The sequence below is a fragment of the Novipirellula herctigrandis genome (assembly GCA_007859835.1).
Lineage (GTDB): Bacteria > Planctomycetota > Planctomycetia > Pirellulales > Pirellulaceae > Novipirellula_A > Novipirellula_A herctigrandis.
Map to the genome: position 1 here is coordinate 344,219 of SJPJ01000002.1, position 20,375 is coordinate 364,593.

Sequence of the window (20,375 nt, forward strand, 5' to 3'; positions counted from 1 at the left end):
TGTGAACGGGGATTGCGTTGCTGCAAACGCATTTCCCACCGTCAAATCGACTACAATGTCACACTTCCATGAACCTCCGCCATCTTGAAACTTGATTCGTTGTTCGCCGTGTTAAAATCAGCGCGATCCGAAACAAGAATCGAGCTCCCCATTTCAAGACGGCGGTAGCGAAGTTTGGTTATGAATGTAACCAGCCACTTGAACGACGATCCACCTACGAGGATTCAACATGATTCCGTTCCTTTCCAAGTCAACGAATTGTTCCGAAAAAGGTAAATTCAGACGGTCACTCGATCGGTATGTTCCCTATCGAACGGCGATTCTTACCTTTGCGGCATTTGCAGTGATTGTTGCGCAAACGAACTTCGCAACACCACTTCAAGCCGAGTCCAACAAACAGCCAAACATCGTGCTAATTGTCGCCGATGATCTTGGCTATCAAGAATTGGGATGCTTCGGACAAAAACGAATTCGCACGCCTAACATCGACCAACTTGCGGCGGAGGGGATGCGATTGACCCAACATTACAGCGGCAATGCCGTTTGCGCACCGTCGCGATGCGTGTTGATGACGGGAAAGAATCCAGGGCATGCGTTCGTACGTGACAATCGGTCGACACCACCGGAAGGCCAGTATCCGATCCCTGATTCCGAAGTGACGATTGCCGAGTTAATGCAAAAACAAGGCTACACCACCGGAGCGTTTGGCAAATGGGGACTCGGTGGGCCGGACTCAAACGGCAATCCCATGAAACAGGGAGTGGACCGTTTTTTTGGTTATAACTGCCAAGCTCATGCACATAGCTACTACCCATCGTACCTATGGGATAACGATGTCCATATCGAATTGAATAATACGCCGCCGGTCCCCGGTCACGCGTCGCTTCCCAAGGACGCAGACCCCAACGATCCAACGAGTTACCAATCGTTCAAGGGACAAGACTATGCACCGGATCGAATCCATGCCGAAGCACTGCAATTTATCCGCGACAATAAAGAAGGTCCGTTCTTTCTTTACTATCCATCGGTGATCCCACATGTGGCTTTGCATGTTCCCGATGAAGACTTGGCCCCCTACCTCGCACTTGGTTGGAACGATCCCCCGTTTACTCGCGGGAAGGGCTTTGGATACACGCCTCACTTCACTCCCCGGGCTGCTTACGCGGCAATGATCAGCCGACTCGATCGATACGTTGGCAATGTGGTTCGTCTACTCGATGAACTTGAATTATCAAATAATACCGTCGTCATCTTTACCAGTGACAACGGCACGACTCATCTTGGCGAGGAAGTTGACTATGAGTTCTTTGCGAGTGTCGGTGAACTGCGTGGATTAAAAGGATCGCTGTACGAAGGTGGCGTCCGAGTGCCAACAATTGTCCGCTGGCCGGGCAAAATCGCAGAGGGCAGCGAAAGTGAGCGCATCAGTGGTTTCGAAGACTGGATGCCGACGATTTTGACACTCTCGGGCGCGGCGGACACCATTCCTAAGGACATCGATGGCATTTCCTTGGTACCAAGCCTATTGGGTCAGACACAACCACCGCGGCCCTATTTGTACCGCGAATTTGCGGGCTACGGAGGTCAGCAATCGATTCGCGTTGGCAATTGGAAGGCCATTCGTCAACGGATGAGACAAGGAAACCTAGACATCGAACTCTACAACCTTGCAGATGACGTTGGCGAACAAAACAATGTCGCAGCGGAGCATCCCGAATTGGTCGCCAAATTCGCCAATCAAATGCAGACCGTGCGAACACCTTCAACCGAATTCCCATTGATTCCGCTGGACGCCCCAGTCAAGAAACCGAAGCAAAAATCGAAGTAGTGTTACGTCCTTAGTTGCTGTTAGCTCCGAGCCCAAACGGATCGTCAAGATCAATGGGCTCTGGCTGCGACGACGATTCTTGGGAGTCCTCCTTGGTCGGCAGGTTGTCGATATCCGTCGGAGCATCGACACCAAAAGGAGCATCGATAACAAAAGGTGCATCGATATCGGACGGGATTCCGTTGCCGGATTGTTCGCGTTGCCGCCGCTCAAGTCGTCGTTCTCGATACGAACCTGTGATCATGCGATCCTCTTTCCCATCGCCCACTTCGATCACGATTGCCGAACCTTGCAAGCTGCCTGATTGTTTGACGTTAATGACATTGCAACGCGTTTGGCATAGACCACAACCGACACACTTGTCCGCTAAAACCACCGGCGCCAAGAAACCGCTACCTTCGATCGGCACTCCAAACTCGTCAACTTGCGTGTGAACTTGATGGAACTCGATTGCCTCATAGCCGGCTGACACACATTCATCAACACATAACTGACAAGCCTCAATGCCGGCCATTGGCAGGCAAGTCAATTCATTGACGACCGCCAACCCCATTCTTGCATATCGTTTCTCTTCCATCGGTAACGCTCGGATCGCTCCGGTCGGACAGACTTGGCCGCATGCGTTGCAGCTCGATTCGCAGCCCGCCCAATCTGCATTCACCATCGGGGTCCACAATCCCGCCCAGCCCTGTTGAAATCCTTCCAACTGTAGAACGTGATTCGGACATGCTTTGAAACACTCGCCGCAGCGAATACACATTTCCAAAAACTCCGCCTCGGGGACACTGCCTGGCGGTCGAACGGGTCGGGGAAATGCCGGATCATCGAGATCGGCTCCGCTGACACCCATCGTTTTTTTCACGATTCCTGTGCCGATCGCCGCCGCACTGGTCCCAGCGGCGAGCGACAAAAATCCACGCCGCCCTATTGCTGTTTCGCCCGTCGGCGGATCATTAGCAAGTTTTAATTCAAACACATCGCCTCGAGGAACAAACTTGATTGCATGAACCGGGCACACGCCACCACAAGTTTGGCAGAACGTACAGTCGGTGGTGCGAGTTGTGAAATCGGGCTTGATAGCGTCGAACGGGCAAACCTCAATACACTTGTCGCAATGGATACAACTCGATTCCACTTTTCGCTGCGTCACTCGAAACAGATTGCCGAGCGAGAAAACGGCACCACTCGGACAAACATATTTGCACCAAAAACGTGGTTGCAAAAAACCAAGTGCAAACACGCCCAAAAACAGAACAATCGAAACAAGGTGTCCGAAATGCAGCGAAGGTATTTGATGCAAACCGCGAGTACCAGCGATTTGTAACGGATCGCCAAAGAGCAACATGCCTCGCGTGATTACGGGAATCGCAGCGAAATAGCCTGAGACCAAGACTCCAAACAATGCACACAACATCGTTCCAAGCAGCAGGTAGTATTTGACGTGAACCCACCAACCGTCCGGAGCAACACGAAACCGCGTAACACGAGAACCGATTGACCAATCAAACAGATCGATCAGAGTCCCCAGCGGACACAAATAGCCGCAGAATCCACGTGGCACCACGATACAAATCGCCAAGAGGATTGCAGCACAGCCCAGCGACCATACCCATTGGCGTGAGGCAACTGCGGTGGAAAGACTGACCAGCGGATCGATTGCCAAAAACAACTCGGCCGGCAGCCTTTCTTTGTTGCTTAGATTGTCAGCGTAATGCGAAGGCCACGCGGTAGGTGAGGATTCCGCCAACGTCCAAGGCCCCGCAGTCATGAGCATTCGGTTGAACTGAGTTGGCGACAGCACGCCCGACGGCCGCATGGTAACAGTATCTTCGGCAATATTTTCAATCGAGAAACCGCCAAGCTCGCCGTCCCGGTCACTGGCGGCGGAACCATCGATCACATAGACCAAATCGCCATCTGCTTGCAGACTTTTTGTCCGCAACCACTTGGGTATCGACTCGTGTTGCCAGGTCACCGCTCCATCGTCTCGAAGTTCCGTAAGCGTCCATTGGGGTGATTGATTTTGTGACGTCAAAGGCTGTGCATCGTAAGGCCAACACACATAAAAGAACAAATACAGAAACAGCAGGAAACAAATCGCTTGCGATGCTCGACGAACCGGTGATGCTACGACGCTTGGTCCTAGTCGGCGAAGAAACTTACGAACCGTTCCGGCGCGTCCTCGGTCCATGTCCGAAAACCAGGACTGCGGCAAAACTCGCCTTGCGATGCCCACCGGCAGCAACGTTCGCGGATCTTCGCGATCGGAACGTCGTTTTCGAAGCGTGGGAAGAAACCATTGCAATCGAAACGCCCCTTTTCGTCGAACCCCTGTCCGTCGAACCCCTGTCCGTCGAATGTCTGTCCGTCGAATGTCTGTTCGTCGAATGTCTGTTCGTCGAATCCCTTCTCGTTGGCTCACCTAGAGCTTCCTTTCGAAAGAGCTTTGGCTGTAGCGTTTACAATCGCCTGCGAAGTAATGGTCGCCCCGCTCGTTCCATCAATGCCCTGAACCGATTGTTTTTCGATGATCCGCTTCGGCGTATCCGTCAATGCAGCATAAAATTGTTTCTCGGTGTGTTTAGTCACCTGGACTTTCGTGATCGCGTGATTTTCGACGACCACCTCAACACTAACGGGTCCTGTGTATCCAACGCTACTGTCGCGATACGTGCCGTCGGCAACTTGGCGAACATCGGCTTGCTCAAGCAACCGAATCGCCTCGATGCTATCTTTGGCGCGACCATGAAAGCGCTGCGTGACCGCCGGATTTCGAAACGGAGGCAAACTCAGAACTTGCTCATAAAACATGACCGCATCCTCGTAGCGACCATCTTGCCGACAAGCATCGGCCGTTAGCAAACACGCTACGGTTGCTTGTCTTGTTTTCAAGGCTGACCGCCCCAATTGTATTGCCCGATCCGTGTGTCCCATATCGCCAAGCAATTTGATTGCTTGAATCGGAAGCGGCGACGTGTTGAGTAACTCCATTGCCAAGGGCTCACACCCAAGACGCCAATAGCATTCCGCCAATTGAATCTTCAAATTATTATTCGGCAAGGGATCTAGTTGGCGAATCCAAAACGCAGCGCGAGGGTAATCTTGAAACAGCTGAAAATACATTCGCCCCAAAGTTTGGATATCTCGCTGCTGCAGCGATGGCGAGTTCTTGTGCAACGCCATTTCATGATCGATCAGCCGAGCCCCCGATTTCCACCGGGACGGGTTTGGGTAAATAACATCCCACAAGTACTGCCCCACATTGCGTTGGTTATTCCATTGCTTTGTTGGCGGCCGCAAAGGCCAGGACAAATCAAGCGATTTGGGATAATCGAGAGAGGTCGACTCGAACCAATCCGGTTGATTTCGACCGGAGGATTCAATCAACTGCAACACTTCCGTTTCGGTCCGGACCATCGCTTGGCCAGCCCCGGCCGCTCGTTTTCCCGTCAAAACATGGCGTTTTCCGTTGATCGTGACTGCATGGACCTGCGAAAACGCAAACGTACTGACTTCCACCTGATTACCGAGGACGATTTCAAAATCAAATTCCTTATCGGCTTGACGAATGCCCGTGACTTTCCCTGACGCCTTGGCGCCACTAAGCATCTCAACGACGTCTTCACTTGCCATCGCAACGGACGGTGCAAACAGGATTGCACTGCACAAGAAAACCATACACACCCGTGTCAACAAGACGAAACGCATTTCCATTCCTTTGCTGCTTCTACGATTGAGTTACTGCCGTCGGCTCATTGACTAATCGGCATTGGCCGTTAGTTGGTCTCTTCGTCCCACAAAGAGGTCACGCCAACATCACTAAATGTAACAATGACAAACCTGTCGTGTGAACAGCAACAGGCGTGTCACCGGCAATTCCATCTAAAGAAGGTGGCACACAACCAATGTAGTCGACTTTGCTACCTCCGGGCGGGGGCAAGTCATGGCATGCTAACCACTCATGCGAGGCATTGCGTGAAGAGAGAGCGTCAGTCAGAAGATGTCGCAGCCAGCGGACGGGACGCCGCGCATTCGCTGGAACCCTCCGAATGTTTGCCCTCGCGAAGCCCTCCGACACCTTTACCGAGCACTTTTGCGTAGACTTCCGCGGTTCCACGTGCCATCGCCAGGTCCGAAAAACATTCGGTTTGACGTTTGTATGCCGCTTCGGACATTGTTACCCAATCGAATTTGCCTGAAACCAATTCGCGAATACACTTGGCAAGAGAAACAGGGTCGCGTGGCTCGGCCAACAAGCCTTCACCCCCATCGGTAACGGCTTCGGGCGTTCCTTCGACTCGCGTTGCAATCACTGGCACAGCGGCTGCCATGGCTTCCAAAACCACCATTGGCAAGCCCTCGCCAAATAGACTCGGTAATACCAACGCGTCTGTTTTCACAAGCTCCGCTGGAACGTCATTGGTAAAACCCACTCGCTCGATTCGGTCAGCAATATCCAACCGGTGGATCATTTCCTCAATCTCACTACGGTATGCTTCGGTCTCAAAAGGACCAATGATTCGCAAAACAACATCAAGCGCTTCGGCTTTTAGCATCGCCAGCGACTCAAGGACTACCTCCAGACCTTTGCGTGGACGCATCAGTGCAACCATCCCAAGCACCCATCGACCGCCGGGCTGCGGGAATTGATCGCGTTTGGGACGGATGGTTGGCACGCCATTGTGAACAACCGTGACTTTCGATTCGGACGCCCCTTTGGCAATCGTCTCTAGTCGCAAACTTTCCGACACAGTCATTAAATGGGAACATCCATAAAGCGAGACCTTCTCTATGAAATGGTTAATCCGGTTGTTCCAAGCGTTAGCGGAATCGCGTGCAACTGGGCTATGGACATGATAAACCCAGGGAATGCGACACAATCGCGATGCAGCCGACGCAATCAAGGCAGTCCGAGGCGTGTGGGCATGAAGCAATTCGTAGCCGTAAGCTTTGACCAAATCACGTACATGGAACGCCGTCCGCATATCAAAGCGACTTTTCATCGGAGCCGTATGACATCGTCCCCATGATCGATTATGCTCGGCGAGTACATCGGGGAACATTCCTGGCTTGACGCAAACGAAGTCTGCCGTCACGCCGAACTCAGGTAAACAGCGGCCCAAATGCGATTGAACGCGTTCGGCTCCGGCAAAATGTTCGCCATTGACCACATGCAGCACTTTCGCGTTGATTTGCAGGTCGCGTTTGAGATCCTTCTGCGACTGACTAGGTAACTCCATATGGGTTGGCATCGGAACCAACACGGGCACCGATGGACCTGCGAACGATGAGGGGGTCAGGTTTTCAAGCATGGTGGATTTAGGTACGAAATAGTCGACACAAAGTGATCGGCAAATGGAAACGGCGAAAACGGCGCAGCAAGCTGCCGTCTACGACCAACGAGCGCCTATTGAGACTTTTGTTCGATCCTGGGCCCAATGCGGCGGCCAAGACGTCGACTTCGGCGAACCGATGCGAACCGACGGTAAGCGATTCGGTTTGTAACGATTATCCGGTTGTCAGCGAGCATTCCGATCGCTAATGATTGGGGCTATCAATTGGCATCTGATTCGAGGAACCTGCATTGAACCCTTCCGAACACGCCAAACCACGGCGACACAAATTCCGGCGCCGCTTCTATCGACCATTCCAACGCCGAAGTCGTGCGGGATCGGTTCCCGGAGAAATCCGCCCTTCCGACTTGGCCTTGCCAACGCAGGTCGAGCAAATCGTTTTTTCCAAAAAGGAGGTGCGGGAATCGCAATCCGTTAACTTGAAAGACTCCCTGATCGAGTCGCCGGATATCCAGGACCTCCGAATATTCAGGACCACTCGCACATTCGCGATGCGAAACGCGAACTCGCGATTTTACGCAAAGCAGCCTGGGCACACCGCGAAACCATCCAACGACTGCTGCAATCAAGCGATGACCATTTCTCACAGCACACCTTGCTTTTTTTGCGAGATTGCTCGGACCATGCGAGCCAAATTCTTGATGTGACCGAGTCATTCCGCGAAGTGGTGACAGATTTGCGAGATTTATACTTCACCAGTTTGTCACAGCGTACCAATGACGTAATGAAGTTGTTGACGATTATCTCGACGATCTTCATTCCGATGTCGTTCGTCGCAGGCGTTTACGGGATGAATTTTGACCATGGTCGATCGCCTTGGAACATGCCCGAAACGGAATGGAAATACGGTTACCCGTTCGCCCTGTTCCTAATGGGGATCATCGCGTCGGCCATGTTATGGATGTTCTATCGCCGTGGATGGCTCGCAAGAAAATGAATTCCTACAACGTTCTCAGGAACATTGACACTCGGCTGCTGAAATCGTTGAGGCTCATGCCAACGATATTTTCAAAATCAGCCAAGCGTGCATCACGGGCATATTTCTTCAGCGGTGCCCGCGAAGCGGTGTGATTCAAAATCGCTGCAAATTGCTTTGGTTGACGTTCAGACAAATAGAACATCATTGCCCAAGAGATCGCGTATGCAGCATCGACTTGCTTGTCATCGTTGAACTTCGCGTCGCTTCCAATCAGACTACGCATTTGCTGGACCAATGACTCTGAATCTTTTTCCGAGGCCATCTTCTTGATCACCATCATGCTATCCGCATTCACTCGCTCGCGGCGTTGTGAAGGACTCTGTGCGGTGGTCATGGCCTCGGGTTCAAACATTTGACCAATCCCCTCGGTCACCCAACGCGGCGTGTCGTTGACTCGGCTATGTACCCCACTGTTGAAAGCTGACTGATGCGCCGCTTCGTGGCGAACGGTCGCTTCGATCACCGACGAGGTGCGCCCGTCGTGCGTCATTACCCGGTTAGACAAAATCGAATAGACACCCGCCACCCGTGTCATGTCGATCTTCTCTTTCTTGAACGCTTCGTACATCGATACTTCATCGGGAAAAACAATCGCGACCATCGGAAAACGTCCTTGGCGAATATGGACACCACGTCGAGCCATGAAACTGACGAAACCGCGATGCGACTTCTCAAATAGATTCGGCCATCGATCCCCCCGTCCTTTCGGTTGTACGACAAGGAAATTCGAGGTCGTTAAAACTTCAAATTGGCTGCCGAACTCGGCGCGAAGTTGATTGCGAAGCTCGGGAACCGAAACAGGCGAATAGGCTTCGGGGATCGATCGGACTTGTGTTTGGTCGCTCCTTGGATCGATCGAATGAAGCCAACCGTCGCGGCCAATCACGATCATTTCATGAGCCAACGCGACCAAAGTCATTCCACGAAGCCGCTCGCCACCCACCGAAAACTCAATCAGCCCAGGGGATTGCGCTTGACAAAAATGGCCCTGACCATTGCCGAGTTGCGTCGCAAGTATGACGAGAAGAAGGATATCGATGCGGACAAATGTGCGAAAAACCATCAATCAGTTCCGTTGCAGTGCGGTAAGCGTGCGAGTACTGAAACGGTAGGTTAGAATCAAAACAAAGTCAGACTAACGCACCCTCGGACGGGCCAATTTTCCAACTCGCCACCCGATTGGTCGTGCAAATCGATGTAGAAGCACGTACAAATGGCAAGGATCGTAACGAAGATGACGACAATACCAATTTTTCATTTTTGGGCTAACCGTGCATCGGCACTGCTATTTGCCTTGATCTTTTGCCTGCTGTCGCCCGCCCACACCCACGCACAAGATCCCCCAACGGATTTGAAGTCCGATGTATTGGAATGGCTTGACCAACTCGATGCGTCTACGGCTTCGCGGCGTCAATCGGCTGAGCGAGCGTTAATCAAAGCTGGCCCCGAGGCTCTAGAGTTTTTGCCCGAGAGTCGAGTAGGGATGTCGCCGGAAGCATCGGAAAGGTTGATCCGTGTTCGCGAAACGCTTGAAGCCGCTCGTGCAAAAACACAGTCCAAAGCGATCGCGATCCGATTAGACCGAGTCAACACACTCGGCGCTGCCCTCGAAGCGATTAGCCGCGACAGCGAGATTGAATTTGAGTATGAAGGGGATATTTCACAGCCAATCGAATCGGTCCAAACGCCCCTTTCGTTCTGGCACGCCGTCGACTATGTCCTCGACCAGGCGGACTTGGACATCAATTTTTACGGCGGTGATCGCGAGACCCTACTACTGACGCGTCGTGAAGCCGATCGACCATCGCGAGTCGATTCAGCTGCTTACACAGGTGTCTATCGAATCGAGCCGACATCCATTACGTCGCGCCGAGTGTTGAATCATCCTAAGTTGAGCGCGTTGAACATTAGCATGGAAATCAGTTGGGAACCGCGTTTGACCCCGATTGGAATGAGTATTCCGATTGGTGAATTGCGAGGCAAGCTTGATGACGGCGCGATGCTGAAGCCACAAAGTTCGGGCGAGACGATTGATATTGCCACCAACAGTGATATCGCGTTTAGCGAGTTCTTTTTGCCGATGCAATTACCGGCGGGCCAGCCCGAGAAAATCGAGACACTCTCGGGTATGATCAAGGCATTGCTGCCCGGCAAACGCCAGAAATTTGAGTTAGCTCTATCCGAACCGGCCGCCAGCAAAAAGATTGATTCGATGGAAGTGAAGATCGAAGCGATCCGGCAAAACGGGCCGCTGCATGAAATCCGCGTTGGTGTGCGACTTGAAGACGCCGGCCGATCATTGGAAAGCCACCGACAATGGATTTTTGAAAACAAAGCTTTCGTTCGACAAGCCGATGGCTCGCGTGCCGAGCATCTTGGTTACGAAGTCTATCGCCAAACGAGCGATGGCGTGGGAATCGGCTACCTTTTCGATCTAGGCGACGACGTAGGGCAATCGACCTTTATCTATGAATCCCCTACTGCCGTAGTCGAAAACGAAGTTTCGTTTGTCGTCCAAGATATCCCATTGCCATAAGTGGAGAATTTCCAAATCATGTCGTCTCGGCTGACCAATGACGTGATTTCCAACGAATCCCGACGACGACAAGTGCCGCAACCATTGCCGTGACCACGATCGCGGAAATGCCCATCGGAATGCGTTCTAGCACCAACAGCGGAAGCACAAACGTCACGATGCCGCCGCCAATGAATGGGGCCGAAAATGGGGCGGCCAACGCGTAATCTTCCGCCGCATCGGTTTCAAGTTGCGGGTCGACCAGCCGAAGCAACACAAACCCCGTCGCTGTCGTTCCGGTAGACATTCCAAAATTGATCAACCCAAGCTCGAACCAATGACGGCTGGGCAACACCCGACGTGCAATCACCATCAGGCAAACCCCCGTCCAAACCGCACCAAAGAACACAAGAATCGAAAACGGCACGATCAAGCTGGCAACCGCCATCAAATTCATCGACGCAATCGCGGCAACGACCAACACATCCATCGATGCCGACGTGAGCCGAGCAATCGAATCCGAATCAATCAATTGGTCGCAGTGGAGAAACTGCAGAAAATGCCGAAGCAACAAGCCGCCGAACAGTGTGTAGATGAACAACGGGAAGTCGACCAGACGCAAAAACGTCAATCGTTCCGACAACTCACGCTCAGCGGCACTCGCTTGACTCGCTTGACTCGCTTGATGAATAAAACCATCGGCTAAGCCAGCTGTTGACAGCACCATTTGCTGCAGGATCAACCCAATCCCCACGGCCAACAACAACCATACGATTTGCAGTAGTAGCGGATCCAGTGTTTCGTTTCGGATGCGAGCGTAACCAATCGGTTTCAGTTTCGTGTCGTTTCCTTGCACCTCGCCCCTGCTGTGATTCTTGATCCAACCGATACGAGCAGCCACATTGATCCAAACGATTCCGCTAAGAATGCCGTAGATCAAACCGACCGTCGCCATCAAAATGCCCAAGTCGCGTCCTGATGAAAGTCCAATCGAATCATGGCGCAGAACTTCGCCCATCGCAGCCGCAGTACCATGGCCGCCCGCGAATCCCGTTTCAATCAGCATCCCGAAGGAAGCAGGAACGTCGAAAAATGGGCGGATCAATAACCATGTCACGAGAAGACCAACGGCGGTTTCACCAAGTACGATGATCCAAACCATCAACGCTTGGCGACCGACGTCCGTCGCTTTCTCTCGCAGTGGCGTCGATTTTCGCTCAAGTAACATTCCCCCAAAAACCACGGCAATCAGCCAACTTGGCCATGTGTCGAGTGTTTCCGCGATCGAATGGGCGGTCCATTCGATCGAGTCGGGCATGCCCTCGATGTGGCTAAGCTGGATGACGGCCAATCCAACGATTCCTGCGATCACCGACGCGGGAACATAGAGCCACCGAAAAAGAAAAAATCGGAGTCGCATTGCGACACCGATGACGAGCAAGATTGCGGTGAAAACGAGAGCCAAAATCATAGCCGGACATTGTATCGCGTTTTAATCGAGAACAATGCCCGGCATTTGATTTATCGTTACCGTGTTTGTGAATCGCTACTGTGTCGACTCACACGGTCACTTTGTGGACTCATGTAGTGAGTCGCTTCTTCGGCGACCAGAACCGTATCACCCGATCGGACTTCCGTTCGGAAGCGATGGTGTCCAGCGCGATCGGCCTTGGCCACCACTCGCATCCGCACTTCTTGACCCGCAGCGATTTTGGCAATCGGATCGAAGACGACTTGCCCAGTCAGCAGTTCACCACTTTGGCCTTCGATACGGCTCGGTTCAATACCATGGCTGAATTGCGCGATCGCTCGCACATCGGTGGCCTCTTTGCTGCCGCGGTTTCGTACAACGATTTCGTATGTCACGTCAGCTCCGATCGGTGCCGGTGCGGCCGGATCGTTAATCGTCAAGACCAAGTCAGCGATCGATTCGACACGAGTGGCCAGTGCGACACTGGTTTGCCCCGCTGCGGTGCCCTTGCATTCGAAAGCGAAACGCTGTTCCCCGGTTGCAGTCATATTGCAACGGAATTGGTAGTTGCGACTCGCACCAGGTGCCAATGCCTTAACGGTCCACGCCAGCACGCCCGTTTCAGGGGACGCTTCTTCGATACCGCCAAGGTATTTCACACCGCTCGGCATGCGTAGCGTAGCGGTGATATCTTCGCTCGTCGCCGTCCCGTTGTTTTGGACTTCGAGGTTATACAACGATTCCGTGTTTTGGTACCGAATTTCGGGCCCCGTCAACATTGCTTCGAGTTTCGCAGCAGAAACAGAAATCGTTTTTTCCGCTTCGGCTCGTAGGTCCAAGTCACCGGAAGCCAAACCGTGGATTTTCAAGTCGACCAAGTCTTGTGCAGTGAGCTCAACTTCGAATTGAGCTTCCTTGCCGGCTGGGATGTCGCCGATACGCTGGGTTTGTGGCGTTGCCGAATTCGGAGACAACGTGAACACAACATTTGGTGCAGTCCCATCGCCCGGATTCAAGACGCGAACGGTGTAGGTTTGCGATTCGCCATAGATCACTTCTTCGGGGCCGTCGATGGTTAGGTCGAGACGAGGTTCGTGGACCTTCACGGTTGCGATGGCATGTTGTGGCAACAACGTCCAGTCGACATCCAAATCGTGTGTTCCACTACGCTCAGCACGCAGCTGAACGAACATCCGCTCTACACTGCCCGCCGGCAATGACGGGATCGACCATACCATACATTCGCCGCGTCCTTGAGCTTCGTTTTCGATGGAACCCTGTGACACTTTGTGTCCTTGGATTTCAGCCCAATCAGGAACGATTGCACGAACCAAGATACCTTCGGCGTTAATTGCCCCGCGATTTTCCACCCGAATTTCGTATTGCCGCGTTTGACGAATCATAATTTCACCAGGGCCGAACGTGACCACGCGAATGCCTGGCAATTCGGAAGCGACCGAGTTTTGGCCCGGCATCAATTCGCGCCCGTTAATCCCATTACGCATGTCATTGGCATACGCGGTGTTGGTTCGCGAACCATCGTCACCCGGTTGTTGGAAGTCATCCGCTGCACCACGATGGCTGTCGTGTAGTGGTACGCCAGCGGCCGTTTGGCCGTTGCCAGATCCAACCATTGCACGACTTGGGGCCGCTGCCGAATCCTCTTGCACTTCGACCGGTTGGCCATTCGTTGTCATCTTGCCGTTGGCTAGATCGAACGCATTTTGAGTGCCACCACGAGCTGGCGTCGGATTGACGGAAGCCTGGTTTCCGTAGGCCTGGTTTCCGTAGGCCTGGTTTCGGGCCGTTTGCGTATTGCTCGGCTGTGCAACGTATTGTTCGCTGAAAGGCTGCGTCGTAGCGTTGTTATTCAGGGGTGCCGCCAAGCCAGAGCCAACCGGGCTCGTCGATTGGCTATCGACAATGGCAGGTCGAGTTGCCGCAACGAACTCACCCGGGCCAAATGCGGCGGGTGGAGGACCGGCTCGATGCGAAACCGCTTTCGATGGCGTCGTGCTTATGTTCTTGCTCGTGTTCCTCGGTAAACTCGGCGGCGTGGTTGCTGCGACCGAGGTAGTATCCATCGATGGAGTCTGGTAGCTGGGTGCTTGCAAGGTCGCTGACGGTACAGACACTTTTGGTGCTGTGGCGATTGGTGCTGTGGCGATTGGTGCTGTGGCGATCGGGGCTGCGGCGATCGGTGCCGGTGCTTTCGCTGCAGCAGTTGGCATTGCAAGTTCCGCGGAAGGAACAGCCGCGTTGATAGCGGCGGGCTTCGGTATCGCGGTTGCCTTTGCAGCGATCGATTCTGCTGCGGAAGCCGCCCCCGCTCCCTCAGCTGTTCCTGCACCGGATGCGGAAGTGGAACCGGAGCCGCCAGTGGTCGTTTGACTTGACGCGACTGATTCGGCAGCGGGTTTCGCGGGCTTTGTCACAGCCACGTTTGTGCTGTCGCTCTTCGACTCCTCGTTGCTTTGGTCATCCGTAGTGATGATTCGACGCGCTACCTTGGGAACCAAGTCCAGTGCTGCGAGAGCTTTCGCTGGTGTCGTCTTTTGTCTCGAAGATGCTATGGATTCCTGTGGTTCCGATGGTTCATTTGGATCGAGTACGTCTAGCGAGCGGCGGCCACTTCGTCGGCTGCTCGTTTCGCTCGACAAACCTGCAACGGTGCTGCGACGAGTGATGGTTTGTGGCGTGTCGGTTCTTGGCTGAACCGTACGAGGCTGAGTACTGCGAGTGGTCGTCGTGCGAGCAGTAGCCGTCGGTTGTGGGATCGCCGGCGGCGGGGTGGGAATTCGAGAAATCGATTGGGTCGAATTCGAACGCAGTGGCTCAGGCGCACGTCCGCGGATGATTCGAGTATTACGCGTACTAACGCCGGGATCGCGAATCGGTGCGGGCGTTGGAATCGCATTCGATTTGCGCACGGATTTCGCGGTGTGGTAAGGAATCCCACTCCAATCGGTTGGCTCGCGAGATTGCGTCGTATCGTTTGATCCACGCAAAGGCACCATCGCCGATTGGGTTGTTTTGCTGGAGCCACTCGAACGCTTGAACAAACCGCTTAGAAAACCACCGGTTTGGTTTTGTTCATGTTGATGATTCGTTTGGCTCGAAGCGACCGATCGCGGTTGAGTTTCTTTTTTACTGCCGAAACCGAAGGCCTGCAAAAGGCCTGAGCCACTTGAGGGTCGCGATTCAAATTGTTTCCCAACGACTTGTCTAATCGCGCCGACCTCGGTTTCACCGGGATCTGCTGTCGAAGTAGCAACGGCATGTTGGACCGTTGTCGATTCATCGATAGGTGTCTGACCTGTTGACAGGTTTGCGACGAGGAAAGCAAATGGAATGGCGACCAAGGTCGCTGCCACAAGCATTTTGCGGTTACCGCGCATCATGCGTCATCTCACGTAGTTGTGGAAAGAGATCGATACCGTGTGGTGAATCGGCATTTCGGTCTGTGCTCAATGAGTAAAATTTGACGATTATGCGGATAACGACAGCTATGAACCTGCAATTCCCCCTGGAAGAGACGCCCCAATGAGCCGACGAGAAAAGATTGAAGCGATGTTAGCGGACGAGCCAAACGACACGTTTTTGCGATATAGCTTGGCGATGGAGTTGAAAAACGAACAGCAATTCGATGAAAGCCTCAGTCGATTAGACGAGTTGACGCGTGACGCGTCCCCCTATATCCCCGCTTTTTTCATGGCTGCCCAAACGCTCGCGGATCTCGATCGCGTGGACGAAGCCCGCACCTATCTACGTGATGGGATCGATCAAGCGAGGGCTCAAGGTGACACGCACGCGGCTGCGGAAATGAGCGACTACTTGACGATGCTTGGCGAGCGTGGCGAATTGTAACGGTGCCAAGAACTCATGTTTTTTCTTTTTTTTTCGTCCGTGAAACACGTTTTCCGAGTCTCCTGTGTCGGCTGAGCAAAGTGTCGCAATTGTGCTCCGAACGATCGAATTTAGCGAAACCAGCTTAGTGGTGACGCTGTTTTCACGCGAATTTGGCAAACTGTCTGGGATCGCCAAAGGGGCTCGGCGACCCAAGGGTCCCTTCGAAGGATCGCTTGACCTGTTGAGCGTTTGTCGTGTAGTCGTTCATCGTAAGAGTAGCGATGCGCTCGATTTGCTTACTGAAGCGAAGCTGCATCGTCGTTTTCGCGGAGCCGAGCGTTCTCTCGACCGCGTTTACGCGGGCTACTACCTTGCGGAAATTTTGCAGCTATCCACTGATGACCATGACCCCCACTGCGACGTCTACGACTTGACTATCGCGACACTCAACCAAATCGATGGCACCGGCGATGTCGGCTCTGCCGTTCTCTACTTCGAAGCTCAATTGCTCCGGTTGCTCGGCCATGCGCCTGGAATCGATCGGTGCACTGACTGCGGCGGCGAGGTCGAATCGACGGGACCGAGAATACCGTTTGCACTTGTCACCGGTGGAATTGTCTGCCGCAATTGTGCCGTTCGGCAAACCAGCGTGATCTCGGTTCGACGAACGGTCCTCGAAGAACTTCGCCGAATAATTTCACCCAATACCGAGCCCCAAAGTCTTATTGCTGCGAGGGTTTATGGCGAGCTTCGCGCCGTGATGAGCCGATACATTCAATCAGTCGTGGGCAAGGTGCCCCGCACGCAATCGCTGCTGCCGCATTCAATCACCCCAGCCACGAATAGCTCAACTTCGAATAATCCAGCACCCAATTCGCTGCCTGCTTCGAAAAGGACGGAACCGACCGCATGACGCACCTACACCAACGATTCCAATCGTTTTCCCATTCGTCCGCAGCAACACTGATGATGCGTACGATCAATATGGGTGTCTTGGTATTCGTTCTTTCGGTCCTCATGGTTGGATGCCAAACCTTCGGAGGAAAGAAGGACACATTCGAATCGCTCACCCGAGGCGACGTATCGGACCTTCCGACACCAGACCCCGTCGTGCAGGCATCCTTTGTAGATTCGGCGCGAAAATCTACTGACAAAGTGGTCAACTTTGTGACCATGAAAGAACAAGAAAACGTCGACAAAGCTAAAAAGCTTTACCAACAGGGCGACGCGATCTTTCGGGACGCTCAGTCTCAACAGGGACTCACCGCAAAAGACACTTTCTATAAAGCATCAAAGACGTTTCGACGAGCTGCCGAAGCCGCACCCGGAACCGCGCTTCAACAAGATGCGATGTTCATGGAGTCCGAAAGCTTGTTCTTTTCCGACCGTTTGACCGATGCCAGCGAATCGTATGGGAAATTGCAAAAGCAATTCCCTAGGAATCGCCACAACGATTTGATCACAGCACGCTTGTTTAACATTTCCCGCTATTGGATCGACACGGAAAAAGCGACCGAAGGAAAATGGAAGCTGCCCAATCTAACCGACTACAGTTTGCCGATGATTGATTCGGATGGTCATGCGATTCGATTGTTAGACCAAATTCGTTACGACGATCCAACGGGCAAATTAGCAGACGATGCCACGATGGCGGCTGCGGCAGAAGAAATCCGACAAAAGGAATTTGACAAGGCTGACGCATTCTTGACTGATTTGCGTGAGACCTATACCGATAGTGACCACCTATTCCTAGCTCATCTTTTGGGAATTCGCTGCAAATTGGAAATCTACGCCGGGCCCAAATACAGCGGTTTGATTTTGGAAGAAGCCGAAAAATTGGTCCAACAAACTCGCAAACGGTTTCCCGACAAAATGCAGGAACAAAAGTACGCCGACATCGTCGCCCGTGCTGCTGCAGAAATCTCTTTCCACACGGCCGAACGATTGGCCTATCGCGCAGAATTTCGTGAAAAGAAAAAAGAGTATGGCGCCGCACGCTACTACTACAACAAACTATTGGCACACCACCAAGACACGCCACACGCCGAAACCGCGCGAGTTCGTTTAGCAGAAATTGAAAAGCTGCCCGATGTCCCGACACAGCGTTTGTCATGGCTAACGACGGTCTTTCCTGACTCGACTTCATCGAGCCCGCTCGAACCAAAGTTTGACGATAACAACAAACCCGCCACTGAAAGCGAAGGACCCACACTGCTTCGATGATCCCAATCGCATTAACTCGCCGAACCTATCATGGGTTAGCCTTCGCCGCAGTCGGTTTCACGTTGTGGTTGTCGGGCGGATGCGCGTTGTACCAATACGGCCCTTCCTCGCTTTATCGCAGTGATATCAAAACCGTTCATGTTCCGATTGTTCGCAACAGAACCTTCCGGCACGACCTTGGTGTTCGCTTGACCGAAGCAGTGGTACGAGAAATCGAACTTCGCACTCCCTATAAGGTCACCGGCGACCCTAACGCAGATAGCTCCTTGCTGATCGAGTTCAATGCCGAGAGTAAGGGGGTTTTGACGGAAACCGCTTCGGACGACCCGCGAGCCCTCGACATGTCCGTTTCCGTCCAAGCAAATTGGATGAGCCGCCAAGGCGAGCTATTGATGCAAAACACGGTCGTTCCCAATAGCGGCACCCTGATCGCGTTCGGGCAAACCGCTCGGTTCGTTCCCGAGGCGGGCCAATCCGTCGACACAGCAGTGCAAGACGCCATTGAAAAATTGGCAAGCCGCATTGTTTCGCAAATGGAATTCCGCTGGTGATCGACTATTGGGACATCGGCCGGCGTCAACTTGACTTAACGGCGCGTCCATTGGTCATGGGGATTGTCAATGTAACGCCCGATAGTTTTTCCGATGGCGGCAAACACTATCAATCCGGCGATGCGACTCGCACTGCCATCCAAATGCAATCCGATGGTGCATCGATTATCGATATCGGTGGCGAAAGCACACGGCCCAATAGTGATCCGATAAGCACCGACGAAGAACTCTCGCGAATCATCCCGGTGATCGAGCGGCTGGCAAACGAGCTGGTAATCCCGATCAGCATCGATACGTCCAAAGCCGAGGTCGCTCGACAAGCAATCGCGGCCGGTGCGGAAATCATCAACGATGTAACGGGACTTGAAGGCGACGCTGATATGCCCCGCGTTGCAATCGAAGGCGGTGTCGGCGTGTGCGTGATGCACATGAAGGGGACACCTCAGACAATGCAAAACGACCCCACTTACGACGATGTCGTTAGTGAAGTCGAGACTTACTTGATCGCTCGACGCGAACAATGCGAAGGTTACGGAATTCAACGCGACCGAATTTGTTTGGATCCAGGAATTGGCTTTGGGAAAACCCACGATCACAACATCGAACTTCTCCGAGCGACCGGTCGGTTTGCCGCTCTGGGCAGTCCACTCCTGATCGGTCATTCTCGCAAAGGTTTCATTGGCAAAGTCTTAGGCGACAAAACCGCCAACCGAACCGCCGGCACACTCGGTGTCTCGTTAGCGGTCGCCGCAGCCGGAGCAAGCGTGGTTCGAGTCCACGACGTCAAGCTAACCGTCGACGCACTGAAACTGTTCAAAGCATCCTCTGGTCAGTAAAATTCTGCTCTGCCGATGTGGTTCCTGATCTTATTGGGGACCACAAACATCCGAATTTTGGATCTCTAGATCTTGTATTCAAGCTACCAACGTCCAACGCGCCGAGAGATCGCAGATAATGAAGATCCCTGCAAATACGGTCGATGAATACATCGCCAAGTTGCCCGAAGACCGTAAACCTGTGCTAGAGAAGTTGCGACAAACGATTCTCAAAAATCTGCCCAAAGGCTTTGAAGAATGCCTCAACTATGGCATGCCCGGCTATGTCATTCCGCTTTCGCTGTATCCCAGCGGATACCACTGTGATCCGAAACGGCCACTTCCGTTCATGAACATCGCGTCCCAAAAAAACTTTGTGGGTCTTTATCACATGGGGATCTATGCCAGCCCCCCTCTGCTGAATTGGTTCGTCAGCGAATACCCAAATTATTGCAAGAGGAAGTTAGACATGGGAAAGAGCTGCATCCGGTTTAAGAGAATGGATGAAGTACCATACAAACTGATCGGAGAGCTTACCGGCAAGATGAGTGCCGCGGAGTGGATCCACCTATACGAATCGCAATTAGAAAAGAATAAGAAGTAGTAGCGAGACGAAAGAATCGATTCGGGGCTGCTGAATTTTCAAACAGGCGAGCCTTGCGTCTGGATGCGAAAACGCCCTCACGGTTCAAACGGGCTCGTCAATGTGACGGCCTCGCACATTCATTTGATGACTCAACACGATGGCAAGCATTACGGTAGAATCATCAGTGTCGTGGCCTCAAACCCA

At 53.0% G+C, this 20,375-nt stretch carries 15 protein-coding genes; 9 read left to right on the forward strand and 6 right to left on the reverse strand.

Features of this window, described 5'->3' with window-relative positions; all coding sequences use genetic code 11:
- The first annotated feature begins 229 nt into the window (after positions 1-229).
- A complete protein-coding gene (locus CA13_RS32100) occupies positions 230-1,828 on the forward strand; it encodes an arylsulfatase (RefSeq protein ID WP_146404198.1) in 1,599 nt (532 codons plus the stop codon).
- A gap of 10 nt (positions 1,829-1,838) precedes the next feature.
- Here the strand turns inward: CA13_RS32100 and CA13_RS32105 are convergent, their stop codons facing one another.
- The 3 genes from CA13_RS32105 to CA13_RS32115 form a co-directional block, all read right to left on the reverse strand.
- Positions 1,839-4,250, reverse strand: coding sequence for a 4Fe-4S binding protein (locus tag CA13_RS32105; protein WP_419195237.1), 2,412 nt, complete (start codon positions 4,248-4,250; stop codon positions 1,839-1,841).
- Positions 4,247-5,536 carry an FMN-binding protein gene (locus CA13_RS32110; protein WP_419195238.1) on the reverse strand — a complete coding sequence of 430 codons (1,290 nt, stop codon included), beginning with the start codon at positions 5,534-5,536 and terminating at the stop codon, positions 4,247-4,249. The genes CA13_RS32105 and CA13_RS32110 overlap by 4 nt, the downstream gene beginning before the upstream one ends.
- 281 nt (positions 5,537-5,817) lie before the next feature.
- Positions 5,818-7,140, reverse strand: coding sequence for a glycosyltransferase family 4 protein (locus tag CA13_RS32115; RefSeq protein WP_146404200.1), 1,323 nt, complete (start codon positions 7,138-7,140; stop codon positions 5,818-5,820).
- Positions 7,141-7,648: 508 nt separating this feature from the next.
- Here CA13_RS32115 and CA13_RS32120 point away from each other — a divergent pair.
- A complete protein-coding gene (locus CA13_RS32120; RefSeq protein WP_146404201.1) occupies positions 7,649-8,119 on the forward strand; it encodes a CorA family divalent cation transporter in 471 nt (156 codons plus the stop codon).
- A 4-nt stretch (positions 8,120-8,123) separates the two neighbouring features.
- Here the strand turns inward: CA13_RS32120 and CA13_RS32125 are convergent, their stop codons facing one another.
- Positions 8,124-9,224, reverse strand: coding sequence for a DUF1570 domain-containing protein (locus tag CA13_RS32125; protein WP_146404202.1), 1,101 nt, complete (start codon positions 9,222-9,224; stop codon positions 8,124-8,126).
- 171 nt (positions 9,225-9,395) lie between these two features.
- Here CA13_RS32125 and CA13_RS32130 point away from each other — a divergent pair, with 171 nt between their 5' ends.
- Entirely contained in the window at positions 9,396-10,697 is a 1,302-nt protein-coding gene (locus CA13_RS32130; protein ID WP_419195239.1) for a hypothetical protein, read from the forward strand.
- 16 nt (positions 10,698-10,713) lie between these two features.
- Here CA13_RS32130 and CA13_RS32135 read toward each other — a convergent pair whose 3' ends face one another.
- Positions 10,714-12,147: a sodium/glutamate symporter gene (locus CA13_RS32135; RefSeq protein WP_146404203.1), complete on the reverse strand. Its 1,434-nt coding sequence runs from the start codon at positions 12,145-12,147 to the stop codon at positions 10,714-10,716.
- Positions 12,148-12,203: 56 nt separating this feature from the next.
- Positions 12,204-15,548: a DUF11 domain-containing protein gene (locus CA13_RS32140; RefSeq protein ID WP_146404204.1), complete on the reverse strand. Its 3,345-nt coding sequence runs from the start codon at positions 15,546-15,548 to the stop codon at positions 12,204-12,206.
- A 142-nt stretch (positions 15,549-15,690) separates the two neighbouring features.
- Here CA13_RS32140 and CA13_RS32145 point away from each other — a divergent pair, with 142 nt between their 5' ends.
- From CA13_RS32145 to CA13_RS32170, 6 genes are all read left to right on the forward strand, one after another.
- Positions 15,691-16,014: a hypothetical protein gene (locus CA13_RS32145; protein ID WP_146404205.1), complete on the forward strand. Its 324-nt coding sequence runs from the start codon at positions 15,691-15,693 to the stop codon at positions 16,012-16,014.
- 64 nt (positions 16,015-16,078) lie between these two features.
- Complete coding sequence (recO, locus tag CA13_RS32150) at positions 16,079-16,909, forward strand: DNA repair protein RecO (protein ID WP_146404206.1); 831 nt, start codon at positions 16,079-16,081, stop codon at positions 16,907-16,909.
- The gene (locus tag CA13_RS32155; protein WP_419195240.1) at positions 16,906-18,219 is read left to right on the forward strand and encodes a tetratricopeptide repeat protein; all 1,314 of its coding nucleotides are present in this window, start codon (positions 16,906-16,908) and stop codon (positions 18,217-18,219) included. The genes recO and CA13_RS32155 overlap by 4 nt, the downstream gene beginning before the upstream one ends.
- Positions 18,216-18,770, forward strand: coding sequence for an LPS assembly lipoprotein LptE (gene lptE / locus CA13_RS32160; RefSeq protein WP_146404207.1), 555 nt, complete (start codon positions 18,216-18,218; stop codon positions 18,768-18,770). The genes CA13_RS32155 and lptE overlap by 4 nt, the downstream gene beginning before the upstream one ends.
- Positions 18,767-19,606 carry a dihydropteroate synthase gene (gene folP, locus CA13_RS32165; RefSeq protein WP_473087520.1) on the forward strand — a complete coding sequence of 280 codons (840 nt, stop codon included), beginning with the start codon at positions 18,767-18,769 and terminating at the stop codon, positions 19,604-19,606. The genes lptE and folP overlap by 4 nt, the downstream gene beginning before the upstream one ends.
- Before the next feature lie 118 nt (positions 19,607-19,724).
- Positions 19,725-20,189 carry a DUF1801 domain-containing protein gene (locus CA13_RS32170; RefSeq protein ID WP_146404208.1) on the forward strand — a complete coding sequence of 155 codons (465 nt, stop codon included), beginning with the start codon at positions 19,725-19,727 and terminating at the stop codon, positions 20,187-20,189.
- Positions 20,190-20,375: the final 186 nt, after the last annotated feature.